Here is a 15,616-nt window from a genome sequence, read left to right on the forward strand (position 1 = left end):
GGGCGCCTATCGCTCCTTGCGCTCACGCCACGCGCAAATAGCTCGTCATGCCCGTCTTCTGGTGCTCGATGATGTGGCAGTGGAGCAGCCAGTCGCCGGGGTTGTCGGCGACGAAGCCCAGCTGCACCTTCTCGTCGGGCTGGATCAGATAGGTATCGGAGATAAGCGGCTGGACCGCTCGCGTCGAGGACGACAGCACCTTGAAGCTCATGCCGTGCAGGTGGATCGGGTGCGCGTGCGGCGTCAGGTTTTCCATGTCGATGATGTAGCTTTGGCCGAGTTTCAGCTCGGCCAGCGGCGCGGTCGGGTCCGGCGTGTCGCCCGGCCACGGTACCTTGTTGATGGCCCAGAAACTATAGCCGAGCGACCCACAGATGCTGTCGGCCGCGACATTTTCGGCCGAGGCGCTCAGCGCCAGCGGAATGCGCCTCGCGGCGGCGACGTCCACCTCCGCCACCGGATTGGGCTCGAGCGGGCCGAGATCGCGAAGATCGCGCTTGAGCGATTGGCCGACCGCACGCAGTGTCGCCAGAACCTTTGGCTTCGTGCCCCTGACATCCCGCAGGCTGACGATCGCGCCTTCGTCGTCGGGCATGCGGATGGCAAGCTCCAGCCGTTGTCCGGGCCCGAGCTGCAGGGCGTCGGGCGCAAAGCGCTGCGGCACCGGATTGCCGTCGAGCGCGATGACGGTGGCCTCGGCGCCGTCGACGCGGAAGCCATAAATGCGCGTGACGTCGGTGATGGCGGCCCGCAGCCGCACCAGCCCGCCGGCCGGCGCGTCATATTGCGGCTGGTCGAGCCAGTTGGCCGTGCGCACCGTGCCATAGGTGCCGCTGCGCGCCGCATCGCGCGGCCGGAACTGCGCGATGAACTGGCCGTCATCGCCGAGGCGCCAGTCGCGCAGATTGAGCGCCACTTCGGCATCGAAGGGAGGATCGTTCGGGTTTTCCACCACGATGACGCCGGTCAGCCCATGGCCCATCTGTTCCAGCGTGTTGCAATGCGGATGATACCAGAAGGTGCCGGCGTCTGGCGGCGCGAAGGCGTAGTCGAAATGATCGCCCTGATACACATAGGGCTGGATCATGAACGGCACGCCGTCCATCTTGTTGGGAACGCGGATGCCATGCCAATGGATGGTCGTCGGGTCGTCGATGCCGTTGACGAGCCGCGCAGCGAATGGCTTGCCTTTCTTCATCCTGATGACCGGCGGCGGGCCGGCCTCGCCATAGGTCAGGACATTCTTCGTTGGCGCGCCGGCCATCAACTGCGCTGCTATGCCTGCCGTCTTCAAGATCAGCGGTTCGGGTTTCGCCGCCGCCCAGCCGGCGAACTTGCCGGCGGTCGAGAGGCCGATGCCGGCCGCGCCGGCCGCCGCAGCGCCCTGCAGGAGTCTGCGGCGTGTGAAGACCGACATTGAGAATCCGGAATGGGTGAGTGGCGGTTTCTTGCTCTACCATCATTCGCGTACATCCCGAAACGGACAGATCGCCGCTCCCGAAAGCCAATCGAATGCCAGGCTGAATGCGGCAGGCCGTGATCCTGATTAATCTCCGACGGCGGCGAAATGTCCGCCGCCGAAATCCTTGAGCACCAGTTTCGGCACGCTCTCGCCGATCCGCCGCGTCGCGCTTGGAATTTCGCGGTCGAGACGGGCAAAGCGTGTCCGGCGCAATGACGGATCGGGAACAGGCACGGCCTCGATCAGCCGCCGCGTATAGGGATGGCGCGGATTGGAGAACACCTGGTCGCGACTGCCGATCTCGACGATCTGGCCGAGATACATGACGGCGACACGATCCGAGACGTTTTCGACCACCGCCATGTCGTGCGAGATGAACAGATAGGCGACGCCGAATTCGCGCTGCAGCTCCTTCAAGAGATCGAGCACGCGCGCTTGCACCGAAACGTCGAGCGCCGAAACGCTCTCGTCGGCGATGATCAGCTTCGGCCTCAGCGCCAGCGCCCGCGCGATGCAGATGCGTTGGCGTTGGCCGCCCGAGAATTCATGCGGATAAAGCTCCATCTGCTCAGACGAGAGACCGACCCGCTCGAACAGCGCTGCCACGCGCTCCCGCCGTTCTTCCTTCGAGCCGATGCCATGGATCAGCAGCGGCTCCGCCACCAGCTCGCCGACGCGCATGCGCGGGTCGAGCGAGGCATAAGGGTCCTGGAAGACCATCTGCACGTCTCGTCGCACCGCCTTGCGCTCGTCGCGCCCGAGGCGGGACAATTCGCGTCCGCCGATCGTCACGCCGCCGCTATAAGGAACGAGGCCGGCCAGCGCCTTGGCGGTGGTCGACTTGCCGCAGCCGGATTCGCCGACCAGCGCCAGCGTCTCGTTCGGCGCGATCGAGAAGCTAATGCCTTCGACGGCATGCACCCTTCGGTTGACGCGGCCGAAGAAGCCACCGCGCAGGTCGAAGCGGACATGCAGGTCTTTCACGACCGCCACCTTGTCTTGCATTGCCGCCACGTCGGACTCGCCGGAAGCCCGGCGGCGCGCGCCGGAGCCGATGCGCGGAACGGCGGCAAGGAGCTCGCGCGTATACGCGGCTTGCGGCCTGGCAAAAATAGCCGATGTCGTCCCCTCTTCGACCATGCGGCCGTTGCGCATGACGATCACCCGATCGGCCATTTCGGCCACGACGCCCATGTCGTGGGTGATCAGGATCACGCTGGTGCCGTGCTGGCGCTGCAGGTCGCGCAGCAGTTCCAGCACCTCGCCCTGCACCGTCACGTCGAGCGCCGTCGTCGGCTCGTCGGCGATCAGCACGGCGGGTTCGAGCGCCAGCGCCATCGCGATCATCACCCGCTGGCGCATGCCGCCGGACAGCTCGTGCGGAAATTGTTTCAGCCGGCTTTCGGCCTCGGAGATGCGCACCGCCTTTAGCGCCGCGACCGCGCGCAGCTTGGCCTCCGTGTGGGATACACCGGTATGCGCCTCGATCGACTCGGTGAGCTGCCGGCCGATCGACAGCACCGGATTGAGCGAGGTCATCGGCTCCTGGAAGATCATGGCGATGCGGTCGCCACGAATGTCGCGCATGCGCCGTTCGTCGAGCACCGTCAGCTCGACGGCACTGCCATCCTTATCGCGAAGCCGGATCGTGCCGGCGGCGATGCGGCCGGCCGGCTGCGGCAGCAATTGCATGATTGCCAGCGCGGTCATCGACTTGCCGGAGCCGGACTCGCCGGCGATGCACAGCGTCTCGCCGCGTTTGAGAGACAGCGACAGGCCGGATACCACCTCGCGCTCGCCATCCTCGCCGCGCAGGCTGACGCTGAGGCCGGCGATTTCCAGCACCGCCTCGCCGGCCAGCGCTGATGGAACTTCGCGAACGCTTTGCGTCATTGCTCTCCCCGAGCAAGTCGGAGCGCCGGTCCCCACCCGGACCTTTGGTCCGACCTCCCGACGAGGGGGAGGTAGGGCGCTGGCGTTTTACCCTCCCTCTTGTGTGGAGGGTCGCTGCGAAGCAGCGGGGCGGGGGTGGGGCGCCGACCTCTCATTCAAACACGCAGCGCGGGAAGTAGAACGACACCACCCAGTTCGGCATGTCGACGATCTCGCTGATCCTGAGATCGCCGCAGACCGAGACCAGCATATAGGCGTCAACCGGGTCGAGCTTGTATCGGCCGGCCAGCAGGTCGACCATCTGACTGACCGCCTGCTTGGCGCCGGTCATCAGGTCAGGCGCGATCCCGGTCGTCACCTCATAACCTTTGGCGTCGAGATGCCGCGTCACCGGGCCCGGCGTGGTGAAGCGCGGCGTCTTCAGCCGCGCGTCCTTCACGAGGTCGAGCTTGAGCACGACGTCCATCGGACTCTCGATCGCAGTGCCGCACACTTCGCCGTCGCCCTGCGCGGCATGCGTGTCGCCGACCGAAAACAGCGCGCCTGCCACTTCCACCGGCAGATAGAGAATGGTGCCGGCGGCAAGGTCCCTTATGTCGAGATTGCCGCCGACGCGCCGCGGCGGCACCACCGAATGGTGGCCCATCTCGCCCGGCGCGTTGCCGATCGTGCCGGCAAACGGCTTCAGCGGCACGCGGCCTTGTCTGCCGAACAGCGCCGGCTCGAGCGAGCCGGGGTCATATTTCCAGATGTTGAGTGCCGGCTCCTTGAAGTCGTCGGCAAGCAGACCGAAGCCCGGAATGTTCGCCGTCCAGCCGAAGCCGGACGGCTTGAACATTTCGATCGTCACCTTCAGCGCGTCGCCGGGCTCGGCGCCCTCGACGAAGATCGGCCCGGTCACCGGGTTGATCATGCCGAAATCGAGATTGGCGATATCGCCGACGGTGCTGTCGGCCTTGAGCTGCCCGCCGGAAGAATCCAGGCACTGGAACTCGATCGTCGAGCCAGGTGCCACGCGCTCGGCCGGGGCAAAGGAATTGTCCCAGCCGAAGTGGTGATGGCGCCCGTGGATGGTGTAGTCGCAGTTACTGCACATCTTTCACATACACATTGTCGTAGTTGATCGGGATATGGACCGGGTCGACATAGAGATTGTCGGCGCCGCCCATGCGGGCCGACTTCAGCGTGAAGCGCTGCTCGTTGAAGACCGGCGCCCAGGGTGCGTCCTCCATGATCTTGTCGTAGATCGCGCTCCACATCTTCTCGCGATCCGCGGACTTTGCCGGATCGACGACCGAATCGGCTTCGGCCGCCTTGGCGTCGAGATCCTTGTTGCAGTACCACGCCCAATTCCAGCCGCCCGGCACCGCGCCGGCGCAGCCGAGGATCGGTCCGTAGAAGTTGGACGGATCCGGGAAATCGGCGATCCAGGCCATGCCGCCTGACCAGATCATCGGCGCGCCGGACTTGTCGCCGCCGGCGGCAATCACGTTGGCCTGGGCGAGCGATTGGATGCTGGCCTTGATGCCGATGGCCGCCAGATCCTGCTGGATCGCCTGCGCGATACGCGGATTGGGGTCGGTGTTCATGGCGAACAACTGCGTTTCGAAGCCATCGGGGTGGCCGGCCTCGGCAAGCAGGGCCTTGGCCTTGGCGACGTCATAGGGGTAGCCCTTGAAAGCTTTGTCGTAACCGGGCATCGACGGCGGCAGCGGCTGATTGGCCGGCACCGCGCGGTTGTTGATCATCTGAACGATGCGGTCCTTGTTGATCGCCATGTTCACCGCCTGGCGCACCTTCACATTGTCGAAGGGCGGCATGGTGGTGTTCATGGTGATGTAGCCGGTGTGCAATTGCCCGCCCACCACGACGCGGGCCTTCTGCTCCGGATCGTTCATCACCTCCTGGAACTTGGCCGGCGGAATGCCGTCGCCGGGCACGTCGATCTCGCCCTTCTGCAGGCGCAGCAGCGCCACGATCGGCTCCTGGCCGATCTCGAAGGTGATTTTGTCGAGATGCGGCAGGCCCTTGTGCCAGTAGTCGGGGTTGCGCTCGAAGACGATGCGCTGGCCGAGCGTCCATTCGGCAAGCTTGAAGGCGCCGGTGCCGACCGGATGCTTGCCGAAGTCGGCGCCGTATTTCTCGACCTCCTCCTTCGGCACCACATGCGAGAAATTGATCGCCATGACATGCAGGAAGGTGGCGTCCGGGCGGGTCAGCTCGAATTTGATCGTATAGGGATCGGCCGCGGTGACGCCGGAGAGGCTGTTCGCTTTGCCGGCGGCGACCTCGTCATAGCCTTTGATCGAGCCGAAGAAGCCGGCGCCCGGGCTCTGCGTCTTCGGATTGGTGACGCGGTCGAGCGAGTATTTAACGTCGTCGGCCGTCATCTCCCGGCCATTGTGGAACTTCACGCCGTGGCGCAGCTTGAAGGTGAAGGTCTTGCCGTCCGGCGAGATCTCGTAGCTTTCGGCAAGGTCGGGCTTCAGCTTGGTGGTGCCGGGCTCATAGTCCATGAGGCCATCGAACAAGCTTTTGATCATCGACCAGTTCTGCCAGTCGTAGCCGATCGCCGGATCGAGCGTCGCGACATCGTCCTTGTAGGTGATGGTGATGGCGCCGCCCTGCTTGGCGTTAGGGTCGACCGCGTCGTCGGCGCGCGCGCTTGCCATGCCGAGCATCAGCGCAAGCGCCGAGGCCGCCACGGTGGATGCCAGAAATCGTCTCATGTCACTGTTCCCTTTCTCTGGTTGTTGCCTTGTTCATCTGAGTTTAATTCGGGGGTCGATGAAGGGCGCGATGATGTCGGCCAGCAGGTTGCCGAGCACGATGGCGAAGGCCGAGACCAGGGTGACGCCCATGATGATCGGGATGTCGACGCGCTGGATGGCCTGCCAGGCGAGCTGGCCGATGCCGGGCCAGCCGAAGACGCTTTCGACCACCACGATGCCGCCCATGAAGACGCCGATGTCGATGCCGATCATGGCGACCACCGGCAGGATGGCGTTGGGCAGCGCATGGCGGAACAGGATGGCGCCGCGCGCCAGGCCCTTGGCGCGGGCGGTGCGCATATAGTCCTGGCGCAGAACGTCGATCATGGACGAGCGCATCATGCGCGCATACCAGCCGGCGCCGAGTATGCCCATGGTCAGCGAGGGCAGCACAAGATGCCGCCAGCTGCCGTAGCCGCCGATCGGGAACCAGCCGAGCCGGACGGCGAAGACATAGAGCAGGAGCAGGCCGACGACGAATTGCGGCGCCGAGACGCCTACAAAGGAGGCGACCATCAAGGTCTGATCGGTGGAGGTGCCGCGCTTGACGGCGGCGATCAGGCCCATGGTAAGGCCGATCGCGAGCTCGCACAGGATGGCGCCGACCATCAGAAGCAGGCTCGCCGGCAGCCGCGAGACGATGAGCTCGGTGACTTCAGAGCGTTGGATGTAGGAGCGGCCGAGATCGCCGCTGAGCAGCCTTGTGAGATAGTGCCAGTACTGGACGATGAAGGGCTGGTCGAGGCCGAGCTGCCTGCGGATGTTTTCAACCGTGTCGGGCGTCGCGCTGCGGCCGGCGATCTGGCGCACTGGATCAGCCGGCAGCAGATAGAGCAGCGCGAAGGTGATCAGCGAGACGCCGAGCAGGATGAGCAGCGACTGGATGAGACGTCGGCCGAGATAGGCGATCATGCCCGCCCCCTCTGCGTCGGGTCGAGGATGTCGCGCAGCGCGTCGCCGATCAGGTTGAAGGCAAGCGCAAGCGCCAGGATCGCGGCGCCGGGGAAGAACACCAGCCAGGGCGCCGCCTGGAAATAGGTCTGGTTCTCGAAGATGATGTTGCCCCAGGAGGCCGTCGGCGGCTGCACGCCGATGCCGAGATAGCTGAGCGTGGCTTCGAGCAGCACCGTGGTCGAGATGCCGAGCGTGCCCCAGACGATGATGGTCGGCAGCAGATGCGGCAGGATATGGCGCAACAGGATGCGCGGCGCGCTCGCCCCTATCGTGCGCTCGGCATCGATGAACTCGCGCTCCGACAGCGACGAGGTTTCGGTGTAGATGACGCGCGCGGTCTGCACCCAGTTGACCAGCGCGATCACCATGGCAACGATCCAAAGGCTCGGCTCGAACACCGCCGCCAGGCAGATGGCGAGAAGCAGTGCCGGGAAGGCCATCATCAGGTCGGTGAAGCGCATCAGCGCGCTGCCGATCCAGCCGCGGAAATAACCGGCCGTGACGCCGACCAGCGTACCGATCAGAAGCGCCACGCCGTTGGCGACGATGCCGATGATCAGCGAGGTGCGGGCGCCGAACAGGATGCGGGTCAACAGGTCGCGGCCGAGCAGGTCGGTGCCCAGCCAGAACTTGGCGTTCGGCGGCAAGGGCGAACCTTCCAGCGTCAGTCCGTCGAACATCTGCTCGTTGGGATCGTAGCCGGTCAGCCACGGCGCCAGGATGGCGCCAGCAAGCACGATGGCGACGATGAAGAGTCCGAGCAGCGCCAGCGGCCGCTTGAGCAGCCGGCGCCAGACGCCGGCGCGCGGCTTGACCGGCATTTGGCCCGGCGCCGGGAGATCAGGCGCGATGGGATTGGTCACCGCCATCCTCGTTTTCCGTCATCGCCACGATCCGCCGGGCCGCTTCCTCGACGCTGATCTGCCAGCTCATCGCCAGCGACCGCAACTGCGCATAGGCGCGATCGTCGTCGCTGCCTTTCGACAGCGCCGCGACCGCGCGCACGATGGTCTGGCGCTCGCCGACGCGCTGGCGCAGCGACGCGATCTCGTCGGCCAGCCGTTTCCCCGCCTCGAAGCTTTGCCGGGCGATCAGCAGCGCGCTGTACACGCCCGCATTGCCGACCGGTTTCAACAATTGCGCGTCGGCTTTTTGCGACAGCGCCCATTCGATGCGGCCCGGCGCTTCCGAACCGATCAGCGCCACCAGGGGCATCGGCGCCTCGCCCGGCTGCCACGGGAACTGCTCGTCGAAGCCGAGATCGGCGTCGAAGAAGACGAAATCCGCGGCAAGCGCCTCTGCCGGCAATTGCGGCCAGCATTCGACCGCCTCAAGGCCGATCGCCGACAGCTGCCTGGTGATCGCCTGCACCGTCGCGTGCGGGCGATGCAGCACGAAAACCCGCGCGCCGCCGAGATTGGGGATGCGTGCGGACCGGCTCACGACACCACCCTGAGCCGCGGACGGCCGAAGGTCTTCGCCGGGTCGTAACGCGACAGATAGGGATCGGGCGCCACCTCTTCCTCGCGGCTGACGACCTCGAAAAATCCATCGGCGATGCGCCCGATGATCACCGGCAGGGTTGCATGCTGCGTGTGCGGATCGATTGCGATAGGCCCCAGGCGCGTCGTGAAGCGGCGCCCGGCGAAGGCTTTTGAGAACGCCGCCGGGCCGGCGTCGGGATCGCCGGAGAGCACGTCCGCCATCACTTGCACCGATGCATAGGCGGACGCCTCGAAGGACGAGGCGAAGGCAGCCGGGCGCGGCGCGAAATAGGGTCCGGCCGACAAATGGCCCCTGCCCGTTTCGCCGATCGCCGGCAACTCGCCCTCGGTGAGATTGCAGGATATGACCGGGCAGGCATCGGCCTTGAAGGCCGCATTCTCGCGTCCCAAGTCGCGATATGCCGCCAGGAAGGCATAGGACGAGGTGCCGATGAGGTTGTTGAGGATGAAATTCGGCCGCGTGGCGCGGATTTCATCGATCAGGCGCGAAACGTCGGTTTCGCCGATGCGCAGGTAGCGCTCGCCGAGCACCTTGCCCGCAGCGTCGGCGATCAGGTCGCGCGCGACGCGGTTCATCTCCCAGCCCCAGATATAGTTCGAGCCGAGCAGGAAGCCGTTGGCGCCGAAACGCGGCGCGACATGAGCCATCAGCGGAACCAGATGCTGGTTCGGGCAGGCATGCATGTAGACGACATGCTCGTTGGCCTCGAACCCCTCATAGGGGCAGGCATACCAGAGCATGCCGCCCGCCTTCTCCAGCACAGGGATCGTCTCCTTGCGGCTCCAGGAGGTAATGCAGCCGATCACGTGGCGGGCGCTGCTGGTCCGGAAGATATCCTCGCAAAGTGAGGCGTAGCGGTCGGCATTGCTTTGCGGATCGCGTTCGACCGGCACCAGCTCGATCCCGCAGCTTCGGTCGGCATTGATGTCGGCGATCGCCCGCATCGCGCCCGTGCGGCACGCGTCCGAGACGAGCTGGTAGCTGCCGGATCGCGAATAGAGGACGCCGATCTCGATACGCCGTTTCAAGCAATGCCCCAAAAATGAAAAAGCCCCGCAGCCGCCGCCGACAGGCGAGGCATACGAGGCATTCTTGCCGTCCGGCGACCGAGGCCGATATGTTCGCAGCTACCCTATTCCCTACCGCCCGCCAGTCAAGCCTCAAAGTTGCATGGCGCGGCGGGGCATCTAATCGCGCAGGCTGAAGACGAAAGGCGCGGTGCGGGTGACGTGGGCGCCGAGTTCGGCCGGCGGCGCCGGCACCGACGCGCCCTGCAACACGCCGAGCGCGGCGCGATCGAGATCCGGATCGCCCGAGGATTGCGCCAGCCGGGCAGAGACCACCCTGCCGGAGACGTCTACCGTGAAGGTTACAGTAGGCGTGCCCTCGACGCGCCTGGAGCGCGCCGCGCTCGGATAGCGGGTATGCCGCCTGATCCATGCCGCCAAGTTGGAATTCCAGCGCGACGGGCTGACGCTCGATCGCGACACCGAGTCGGAGGATTGCGGCGCGGCGGCCTTCGCGCCTGCGTTGGCATCGATGCCGGCCATCGTCACGGCCTTTGGCGGCGCGGCCTTTGCCCTTTTCCTCTGGTTCGGCTTTTCGACCGGCTTCTTTTCCACTTTTTTCCTCGCCTCGACGGGCTGGCTTGCCTTCGGCTGCGCCTCGAAAGGCTTTGGCTGCGGCAGCGGAACGACGACGTCGGGAGTAGCTGTCTCGACAGGGTCGGGCACGACCTCGTCCAGCGGCGGCCGCTCGCTGAGCGCAGCTGCTGTCTCCGCCGGTTCGGCCTCCGCCGCCTTGTCGGAAACGACCGGCGGCTCGGCGACCGGCTCGACCCATTTCACGACCGGCGCCGGATCGGTCACCGGTTTCACTTCGGCGGGCTTTTCCGTCTCCTCCGCCGCATCTGGCTGGTCCGGCGCGACCGTGTCCAGCATGGCCGCCTCTTCCGGCACGGCAGGCGTCGTCGGCAGCGGCGCCATTTCGACAGCCAGCGCCGGCGGCGCGCCGCCGTCCGGCACCTCGGTAAAGCTCAGATTCTGCACCGCATAAGCGACCGCGACATGCGCGGCGAAAATAACCGTGGCCGCGCTTGCCCACAGACCGGCTTCGCGGAAGCCGAAGCGTGGCTGGGTGGACAAGGCGGCGATCGCTTGCGTCATTGCGCCGCGCTTCCGCTTGTCGCCGGCGCGGAGGTGGCGGCCGCAGCCCCGGTGCCGGACGCCGTCTCCAGCCCGACCAGCGCGATCTTGAGGTAGCCCGCAGCGCGCAGCAGGTTCATCGCCTCCATCAGCTCGCCATAGCCCACCGTCTTGTCGGCGCGCAGGAAGATGCGCGTCTGCTTGTCGCCCTTGGTGCGGCTGTGGAGCACGGTGGCGAAGCTCGGTCGCGGCACAGCCTCATTGCCGATCGCCAGAGAAAGATCGCTTTTCAGCGTCAGGAACAGCGGTGTCTCCGGCCGTGGCGCCGGCGTCGCCGTCGACCCGGGCAGGTCGACATTGACGTCGACGGTCGCAAGCGGAGCCGCGACCATGAAGATGATCAAAAGCACCAGGATGACGTCGATGAACGGGGTGACGTTGATCTCGTGGCTTTCCTCGAGATCGTCGCCGGCCGTCTCGCGAATCCGCGCCGCCATTGGCCGCTCACTCCGCTGCCAACGCGGTTGCCGGCGGCACCGTGCGAAAATCGAGGTCACGGCTGACCAGCCGCTCGACGCCTGCCGAGGCGTCGGCGAGGATCTGCCTGTAGCCGGCTATCGATCGCGCGAAGACGTTGTAGATCACCACCGCCGGGATCGCAGCCACCAGACCCATTGCCGTGGCGAGCAGGGCTTCGGCGATGCCCGGCGCCACCACCGCAAGATTGGTGGTCTGCGCCTGCGAGATGCCGATGAAGGCGTTCATGATGCCCCAGACGGTGCCGAACAGGCCGACGAAGGGCGCCGTGGAGCCGATGGTGGCGAGCAGGCCGGTGCCGCGCGACATGCGCCGGGACGCTGCCGCCTCGATGCGCGACAGCCGCGAGGTGACGCGCTCCTTCAGGCCGTCGCCCGAGATGTGATCCAACGCGCCGGCCGAGAGCGCGCGCTCTTCCTCCGCCGCCCGCACCAGCAGCGCGCCCGGGCCGCCGCTGTGGCCGAGCGCGCGGCCGGCCTGCATCAGCGTCGCGGCATTGCCGATCGCGTTCGCCGCGCGCCGCGCCTTGAGCTTGCCGCCGAGGATCTCCAGCGACTTGGCGAGCCAGATCGTCCAGGTGACCAGAGAAGCGAGAGCAAGTCCGACCATCACCGCCTTCATCACGATGTCGGCATTCATGAACATGCCCCAGGGCGGCAGGTCATGCGGCAGCGTCAGCGCAATGGCGGAAGTCTCTTCGCCCCCGGCAGTGCCTGGCGCCGGCTGAACGCGCGGTTCGGTCGGTGCGGCAGCGGTTGGTGCCTCCGTCGCCGGGGGCTGTGCCGCGGCCGGGGCCTGAGCTGCCTGCACGGCTGCCGGAGCTGTTATGGGCTGCTGAGCGGGCGCTTGTGCGGCCGGTGCCGCGGGTGCCGGCTGCTCCTGCGCCAGCGCGACGTCGGGAAGAAAGGAGCCGGCCGCAAGAATGGCGAACGCGGCCAGCACCACAAAAAGACTGTTCCGGGACAAGGCTAGTCCTCGCTTCATCATTGCACGCCAATGCCGTCTGACTAGAAAACATGAGTTACCGAGTCAACTATTAAGATGTCCATCACCATCAAATATCCGGGTCGCGCGCCGGTAGCCGGGGACGCCGTGAGGTCTGGACTGCGACGCCGTCGCTGGGCCACCATGTCAGCCACAACCGAGGCAGCAGGCGATGATCAAGGCGACCCCGTTCGACTTCCCCTATGACGGAAGGCTGGTGCCGCAAGACACCGCCCTGCTCGTGATCGACCTGCAGGCGGATTTCCTGTCGCCGACAGGCTATTTCGCCAGGAAAGGCTATGACCCTTCGCCGCTGCGGGCCATTCTGCCGACGGTGAATCGGCTGATTGCGGCCGCGCGCGCCGCCGGCCTCGCAATCGTCCATACGAGGCAAGGCTACCGCGCCGACATGGCCGATATGACGGCTTACGAAAAATGGCGCCGCAAGCGGGCGGGACTGGACGGCACCGATATCCTGCTGCGCTCCAGCCCAGGCTTCCAGATCGTCGCCGACATAGAAGTCAGGCCCGAGGACATCATTGTCGACAAGACCTGTAACGGCGGCTTCACCTATACGGATCTGGAACTGGTGCTGAGGGCGCGCGGCATCACCCATCTGATGTTCACCGGCTGCACGACCGATGTCTGCGTTCACACGACGCTGCGCGAGGCCTGCGACCGCAATTTCCAATGCCTGACGATTGCGGACGCCTGCGCCAGCGGCGACGGCCGGGCGCACGAAGCCGCGCTGCATATGGTGACGGTCGAGGACGGCGTCTTCGGCGCGCTGGCGAGCTCGGAGGCGGTCATCGCCGCGCTGTCGCGGATCGCAGAAGAACGGGATTGATATCGGGATTTCGGGATCGCAGAATCCGCCGGTCACAAATCTTTTTGCGTGCACCGTTCCGTTCCCGGCATCGCTTTCGTCTTCACGGTTAGCCGCCGCCGCCAGGACAGACGGAGCCAAGCCATGTCGACCGCAGTGACCTTGATCAATGTCTTCACTATGTCCCGTCTTGATGAAACCGGCAGCCGCAGCGGCCGGTCTCACCTCGCTCCGCGATTTCACCGAAGGTGTGCCCCGGTGAACGAGCGCGACGCGAACGTTCCTGGCGCCAGGGTGTCGGCGTCGCACCGAGCCAGCGAATTCGCGATCAGCGTGACCGTCTCGCGATCCGCGCGATCTCGCTGGGACGGTCGATACCGCCGATCATGAATTCCTCGATGCCTAGCGCGGCATAGGGCAACAGCGAGAGCGCAAGCCGCGCCGGCGGCCCCGCGACCTCGACCGCCTTGTGGTCGGAGGCGCCGGACCAGCCTTCGGGGCGAATGCGGACGGGAAGCGCGAAGCGCAATCTGCCGGCGCGGCCGTGCTCGGCTGCAGCGCCGCGCACACGCTGCATCAACTGCGCGACTTCGTCCGGCGAGCCGGCCGCCAGCTCGAATATATCGGCATGCCGGCCGGCGACCTTCAGCGCGGTGCCGGACTGGCCGCCAAGCCGGATGGTGAGGTTGCCGCCATGCGGGCCCTTGCGCGGCACGTAACCGCCTTTGACGCTGTAGAAGGCGCCTTCATGGTCGAAGGGCTTGTCGTTCGACCACAGCCGCTTCAGCAGCACAAGATATTCGTCGATGCGTTGCAACACCACGCTGTGGCCGACCGGCCGCGCCTCGGCATCACTGTCCTGGAGCGGCTCGCTCAGCATCCTGAGCGACAGGCGGCCGCCGCCTCTCAAGTCGAGCGCCGCGAGCTGCCTTGCCGCCACCGCCGGCTCGACCACACCGGCCCAGTGCGTCAGCACCACTTCCAGCGCCGGGGTGCGGTCGAGCGTCTGCGCGGCGATGTCCATGTTGGCGAGCAGGCCGGCCGGATCGTCGATCACCAGCTTGCGGAACCCCGCATCCTCGATCAGCGACAGCTTGGTCGCCGTCTCGGCGAAATCGTAGAAGAAGCTGCCATTCGCAGGCTTACCGGGAACATGCGTGAACTCGATCGGCATTGCCATCTCCTCCGTCACGTTGGCTTGCCCCGCTCCACCTCGAACAATCCAATGCGCGCAGGCGCGCCGACGCGCCTGGCGCTCGGCCAGTTATCTTCTCCGGTTACTCCAACTCAGATTTTTGGACGGCGGGGCCGTAGGCCCCGGCTCTGTCAGGGGATGATCCCAAGCACCACCGCGCCGGTGAACACGAATGCCAGCGCGAAAACGAGATAGGCGAAGGTTCCGCCATAGGCGGGCCTCCAGCTCTGGTCGGCGGTCAGCCTCTGGCCCTTGCGCTGAGCATTCTGCATGTAGGTCATGGTCGAACCTCCGTCTCGGCCATTAATCTATAAAGATAGTAGACTTTGTCGAGTGCTATTTTTCGCCGGTTTTTGGAAGGACGTCCTCGGAAACGGCAACTTGAGGGGCGTTTATTCTCAGCCGAGATCGAAAACGTGCGGGGATGCGCCACCGGAGGATCCGACAAAATGCCTGTAGCTCCGGCTTTTCGGCGGCAAACGGCCTCGTTCAAGCGCTTGGCTACTCGGTACGCGAGGGGATAGCATCAAAATAGTCTCACAGGACTCAGGGAGAAAAACATGGGTGGAAGGCTGGCGGGCAAGGTCGCCATCATCTCGGGTGGCGCGACGGGCATGGGTGGAGCGGCTTCCGAGCTGTTTGCCGCCGAAGGCGCCAAGGTTGCGATCATCGACCGCAATGGCGAGGCCGCCGGCAAGACCGCCGCGGCGATCCGCGCGCGCGGCCATGATGCGGAGCATTTCGTAGCCGACGTTTCCGATGAGGCGCAGGTCGAGGCGGCGGCGAAGGCGGCCGCGGAAAAATTCGGGCTGGTGACCGTGCTGTTCAACCACGCCGGCACCATTGTGATTAAACCCTTCTTGGAGACGACTCTGCAGGAATGGGACTGGCTGCACGCCGTCAATGTGCGTTCGATGTTCCTGATGACGCGCGCGGTGCTGCCGGGCATGATCGCCGCCGGCGGCGGCTCGATCGTCTGCACCTCGTCGATCTCGGCGGTGGCGGCGACGCCGAACGAAGTGCTCTATGACACCACTAAAGGCGCCTGCCACATGTTCGCGCGTGCCATCGCGGTGGAGTTCCGCGATCGCAACATCCGCTGCAATGCCATCTGTCCCGGCTTCATCCGCACGCCGCACGGAATGCGCGAGGTCGCCGACCTCGGCAAGCTCGGCGTCGATGTTTCCGATGCCGCCATGGCCGCGCAACAGGGCCGCATCGGCGAGCCGGAGGAAGTGGCCAAGGCGGCGCTGTTCCTGGCGAGCGACGAATCGAGCTTCGTCAACGGCGCGCATCTCTTCGTCGACAACGCCTTCACGGCGATCTGAGGCGTCCCAAGCTTGG

15 protein-coding genes are annotated in these 15,616 nt (G+C 65.7%); 2 read left to right on the top strand and 13 right to left on the bottom strand.

The genetic code is table 11. The features are described 5' to 3' along the window. Positions 1–22: 22 nt before the first annotated feature. From P9228_RS00365 to exbB, 11 genes are all read right to left on the bottom strand, one after another. Positions 23–1,417 (bottom strand): multicopper oxidase family protein, encoded by a 1,395-nt coding sequence (locus P9228_RS00365; protein ID WP_278051689.1) that lies wholly within the window; start codon positions 1,415–1,417, stop codon positions 23–25. Between the two features lie 129 nt (positions 1,418–1,546). Continuing rightward, positions 1,547–3,355 (bottom strand): ABC transporter ATP-binding protein, encoded by a 1,809-nt coding sequence (locus tag P9228_RS00370; RefSeq protein WP_278051690.1) that lies wholly within the window; start codon positions 3,353–3,355, stop codon positions 1,547–1,549. A 151-nt stretch (positions 3,356–3,506) separates the two neighbouring features. Further along, positions 3,507–4,451 carry an acetamidase/formamidase family protein gene (locus P9228_RS00375; protein WP_278051691.1) on the bottom strand — a complete coding sequence of 315 codons (945 nt, stop codon included), beginning with the start codon at positions 4,449–4,451 and terminating at the stop codon, positions 3,507–3,509. Next, on the bottom strand, positions 4,441–6,084 hold the full coding sequence (locus P9228_RS00380) for an ABC transporter substrate-binding protein (protein WP_278051692.1): 1,644 nt from the start codon (positions 6,082–6,084) through the stop codon (positions 4,441–4,443). Before P9228_RS00380 ends, P9228_RS00375 begins: the two co-directional genes overlap by 11 nt. Before the next feature lie 33 nt (positions 6,085–6,117). Next, the gene (locus P9228_RS00385) at positions 6,118–7,038 is read right to left on the bottom strand and encodes an ABC transporter permease (protein WP_066998214.1); all 921 of its coding nucleotides are present in this window, start codon (positions 7,036–7,038) and stop codon (positions 6,118–6,120) included. Then, the gene (locus P9228_RS00390; RefSeq protein ID WP_176478976.1) at positions 7,035–7,901 is read right to left on the bottom strand and encodes an ABC transporter permease; all 867 of its coding nucleotides are present in this window, start codon (positions 7,899–7,901) and stop codon (positions 7,035–7,037) included. The genes P9228_RS00385 and P9228_RS00390 overlap by 4 nt, the downstream gene beginning before the upstream one ends. Positions 7,902–7,920: 19 nt before the next feature. Further along, positions 7,921–8,523, bottom strand: a complete 603-nt coding sequence (locus tag P9228_RS00395) for an ANTAR domain-containing protein (RefSeq protein WP_095826241.1) — start codon at positions 8,521–8,523, stop codon at positions 7,921–7,923. Then, on the bottom strand, positions 8,520–9,614 hold the full coding sequence (locus P9228_RS00400) for a transporter substrate-binding protein (RefSeq protein WP_095826242.1): 1,095 nt from the start codon (positions 9,612–9,614) through the stop codon (positions 8,520–8,522). The genes P9228_RS00395 and P9228_RS00400 overlap by 4 nt, the downstream gene beginning before the upstream one ends. 159 nt (positions 9,615–9,773) lie before the next feature. Next, complete coding sequence (locus P9228_RS00405; RefSeq protein ID WP_278051693.1) at positions 9,774–10,751, bottom strand: TonB family protein; 978 nt, start codon at positions 10,749–10,751, stop codon at positions 9,774–9,776. Further along, positions 10,748–11,227 carry a TonB system transport protein ExbD gene (exbD, locus tag P9228_RS00410; protein ID WP_278051694.1) on the bottom strand — a complete coding sequence of 160 codons (480 nt, stop codon included), beginning with the start codon at positions 11,225–11,227 and terminating at the stop codon, positions 10,748–10,750. Before exbD ends, P9228_RS00405 begins: the two co-directional genes overlap by 4 nt. A 7-nt stretch (positions 11,228–11,234) precedes the next feature. Beyond that, on the bottom strand, positions 11,235–12,233 hold the full coding sequence (exbB, locus tag P9228_RS00415; protein ID WP_278051695.1) for a tonB-system energizer ExbB: 999 nt from the start codon (positions 12,231–12,233) through the stop codon (positions 11,235–11,237). Between the two features lie 190 nt (positions 12,234–12,423). On the opposite strand from exbB, the gene P9228_RS00420 reads away from it, so the two are divergent. After that, positions 12,424–13,098: an isochorismatase family cysteine hydrolase gene (locus P9228_RS00420; protein WP_278051696.1), complete on the top strand. Its 675-nt coding sequence runs from the start codon at positions 12,424–12,426 to the stop codon at positions 13,096–13,098. A 307-nt stretch (positions 13,099–13,405) separates the two neighbouring features. Here the strand turns inward: P9228_RS00420 and P9228_RS00425 are convergent, their stop codons facing one another. Further along, positions 13,406–14,251 carry an LLM class flavin-dependent oxidoreductase gene (locus P9228_RS00425; protein ID WP_278051697.1) on the bottom strand — a complete coding sequence of 282 codons (846 nt, stop codon included), beginning with the start codon at positions 14,249–14,251 and terminating at the stop codon, positions 13,406–13,408. A 152-nt stretch (positions 14,252–14,403) separates the two neighbouring features. Beyond that, positions 14,404–14,553 (bottom strand): hypothetical protein, encoded by a 150-nt coding sequence (locus tag P9228_RS00430; protein WP_082953811.1) that lies wholly within the window; start codon positions 14,551–14,553, stop codon positions 14,404–14,406. Positions 14,554–14,832: 279 nt separating this feature from the next. Here P9228_RS00430 and P9228_RS00435 point away from each other — a divergent pair, with 279 nt between their 5' ends. After that, positions 14,833–15,600 (top strand): SDR family oxidoreductase, encoded by a 768-nt coding sequence (locus P9228_RS00435; protein ID WP_095826244.1) that lies wholly within the window; start codon positions 14,833–14,835, stop codon positions 15,598–15,600. The last annotated feature ends 16 nt before the right edge of the window (positions 15,601–15,616 follow it).

It is taken from the genome of Mesorhizobium sp. WSM4898 (genome assembly GCF_029625845.1).
In the GTDB taxonomy this organism is placed as follows: Bacteria; Pseudomonadota; Alphaproteobacteria; order Rhizobiales; family Rhizobiaceae; genus Mesorhizobium.

What these genes read in the sequence shown, in the direction of transcription:
- P9228_RS00365 (WP_278051689.1), bottom strand. Translation starts at nt 1,417, where the DNA reads ATGTCGGTCTTCACACGCCGCAGACTCCTGCAGGGCGCTGCGGCGGCC.
- P9228_RS00370 (WP_278051690.1), bottom strand. Translation starts at nt 3,355, where the DNA reads ATGACGCAAAGCGTTCGCGAAGTTCCATCAGCGCTGGCCGGCGAGGCG.
- P9228_RS00375 (WP_278051691.1), bottom strand. Translation starts at nt 4,451, where the DNA reads ATGTGCAGTAACTGCGACTACACCATCCACGGGCGCCATCACCACTTC.
- P9228_RS00380 (WP_278051692.1), bottom strand. Translation starts at nt 6,084, where the DNA reads ATGAGACGATTTCTGGCATCCACCGTGGCGGCCTCGGCGCTTGCGCTG.
- P9228_RS00385 (WP_066998214.1), bottom strand. Translation starts at nt 7,038, where the DNA reads ATGATCGCCTATCTCGGCCGACGTCTCATCCAGTCGCTGCTCATCCTG.
- P9228_RS00390 (WP_176478976.1), bottom strand. Translation starts at nt 7,901, where the DNA reads ATGCCGGTCAAGCCGCGCGCCGGCGTCTGGCGCCGGCTGCTCAAGCGG.
- P9228_RS00405 (WP_278051693.1), bottom strand. Translation starts at nt 10,751, where the DNA reads ATGACGCAAGCGATCGCCGCCTTGTCCACCCAGCCACGCTTCGGCTTC.
- exbD (WP_278051694.1), bottom strand. Translation starts at nt 11,227, where the DNA reads ATGGCGGCGCGGATTCGCGAGACGGCCGGCGACGATCTCGAGGAAAGC.
- P9228_RS00420 (WP_278051696.1), top strand. Translation starts at nt 12,424, where the DNA reads ATGATCAAGGCGACCCCGTTCGACTTCCCCTATGACGGAAGGCTGGTG.
- P9228_RS00425 (WP_278051697.1), bottom strand. Translation starts at nt 14,251, where the DNA reads ATGCCGATCGAGTTCACGCATGTTCCCGGTAAGCCTGCGAATGGCAGC.
- P9228_RS00430 (WP_082953811.1), bottom strand. Translation starts at nt 14,553, where the DNA reads ATGACCTACATGCAGAATGCTCAGCGCAAGGGCCAGAGGCTGACCGCC.
- P9228_RS00435 (WP_095826244.1), top strand. Translation starts at nt 14,833, where the DNA reads ATGGGTGGAAGGCTGGCGGGCAAGGTCGCCATCATCTCGGGTGGCGCG.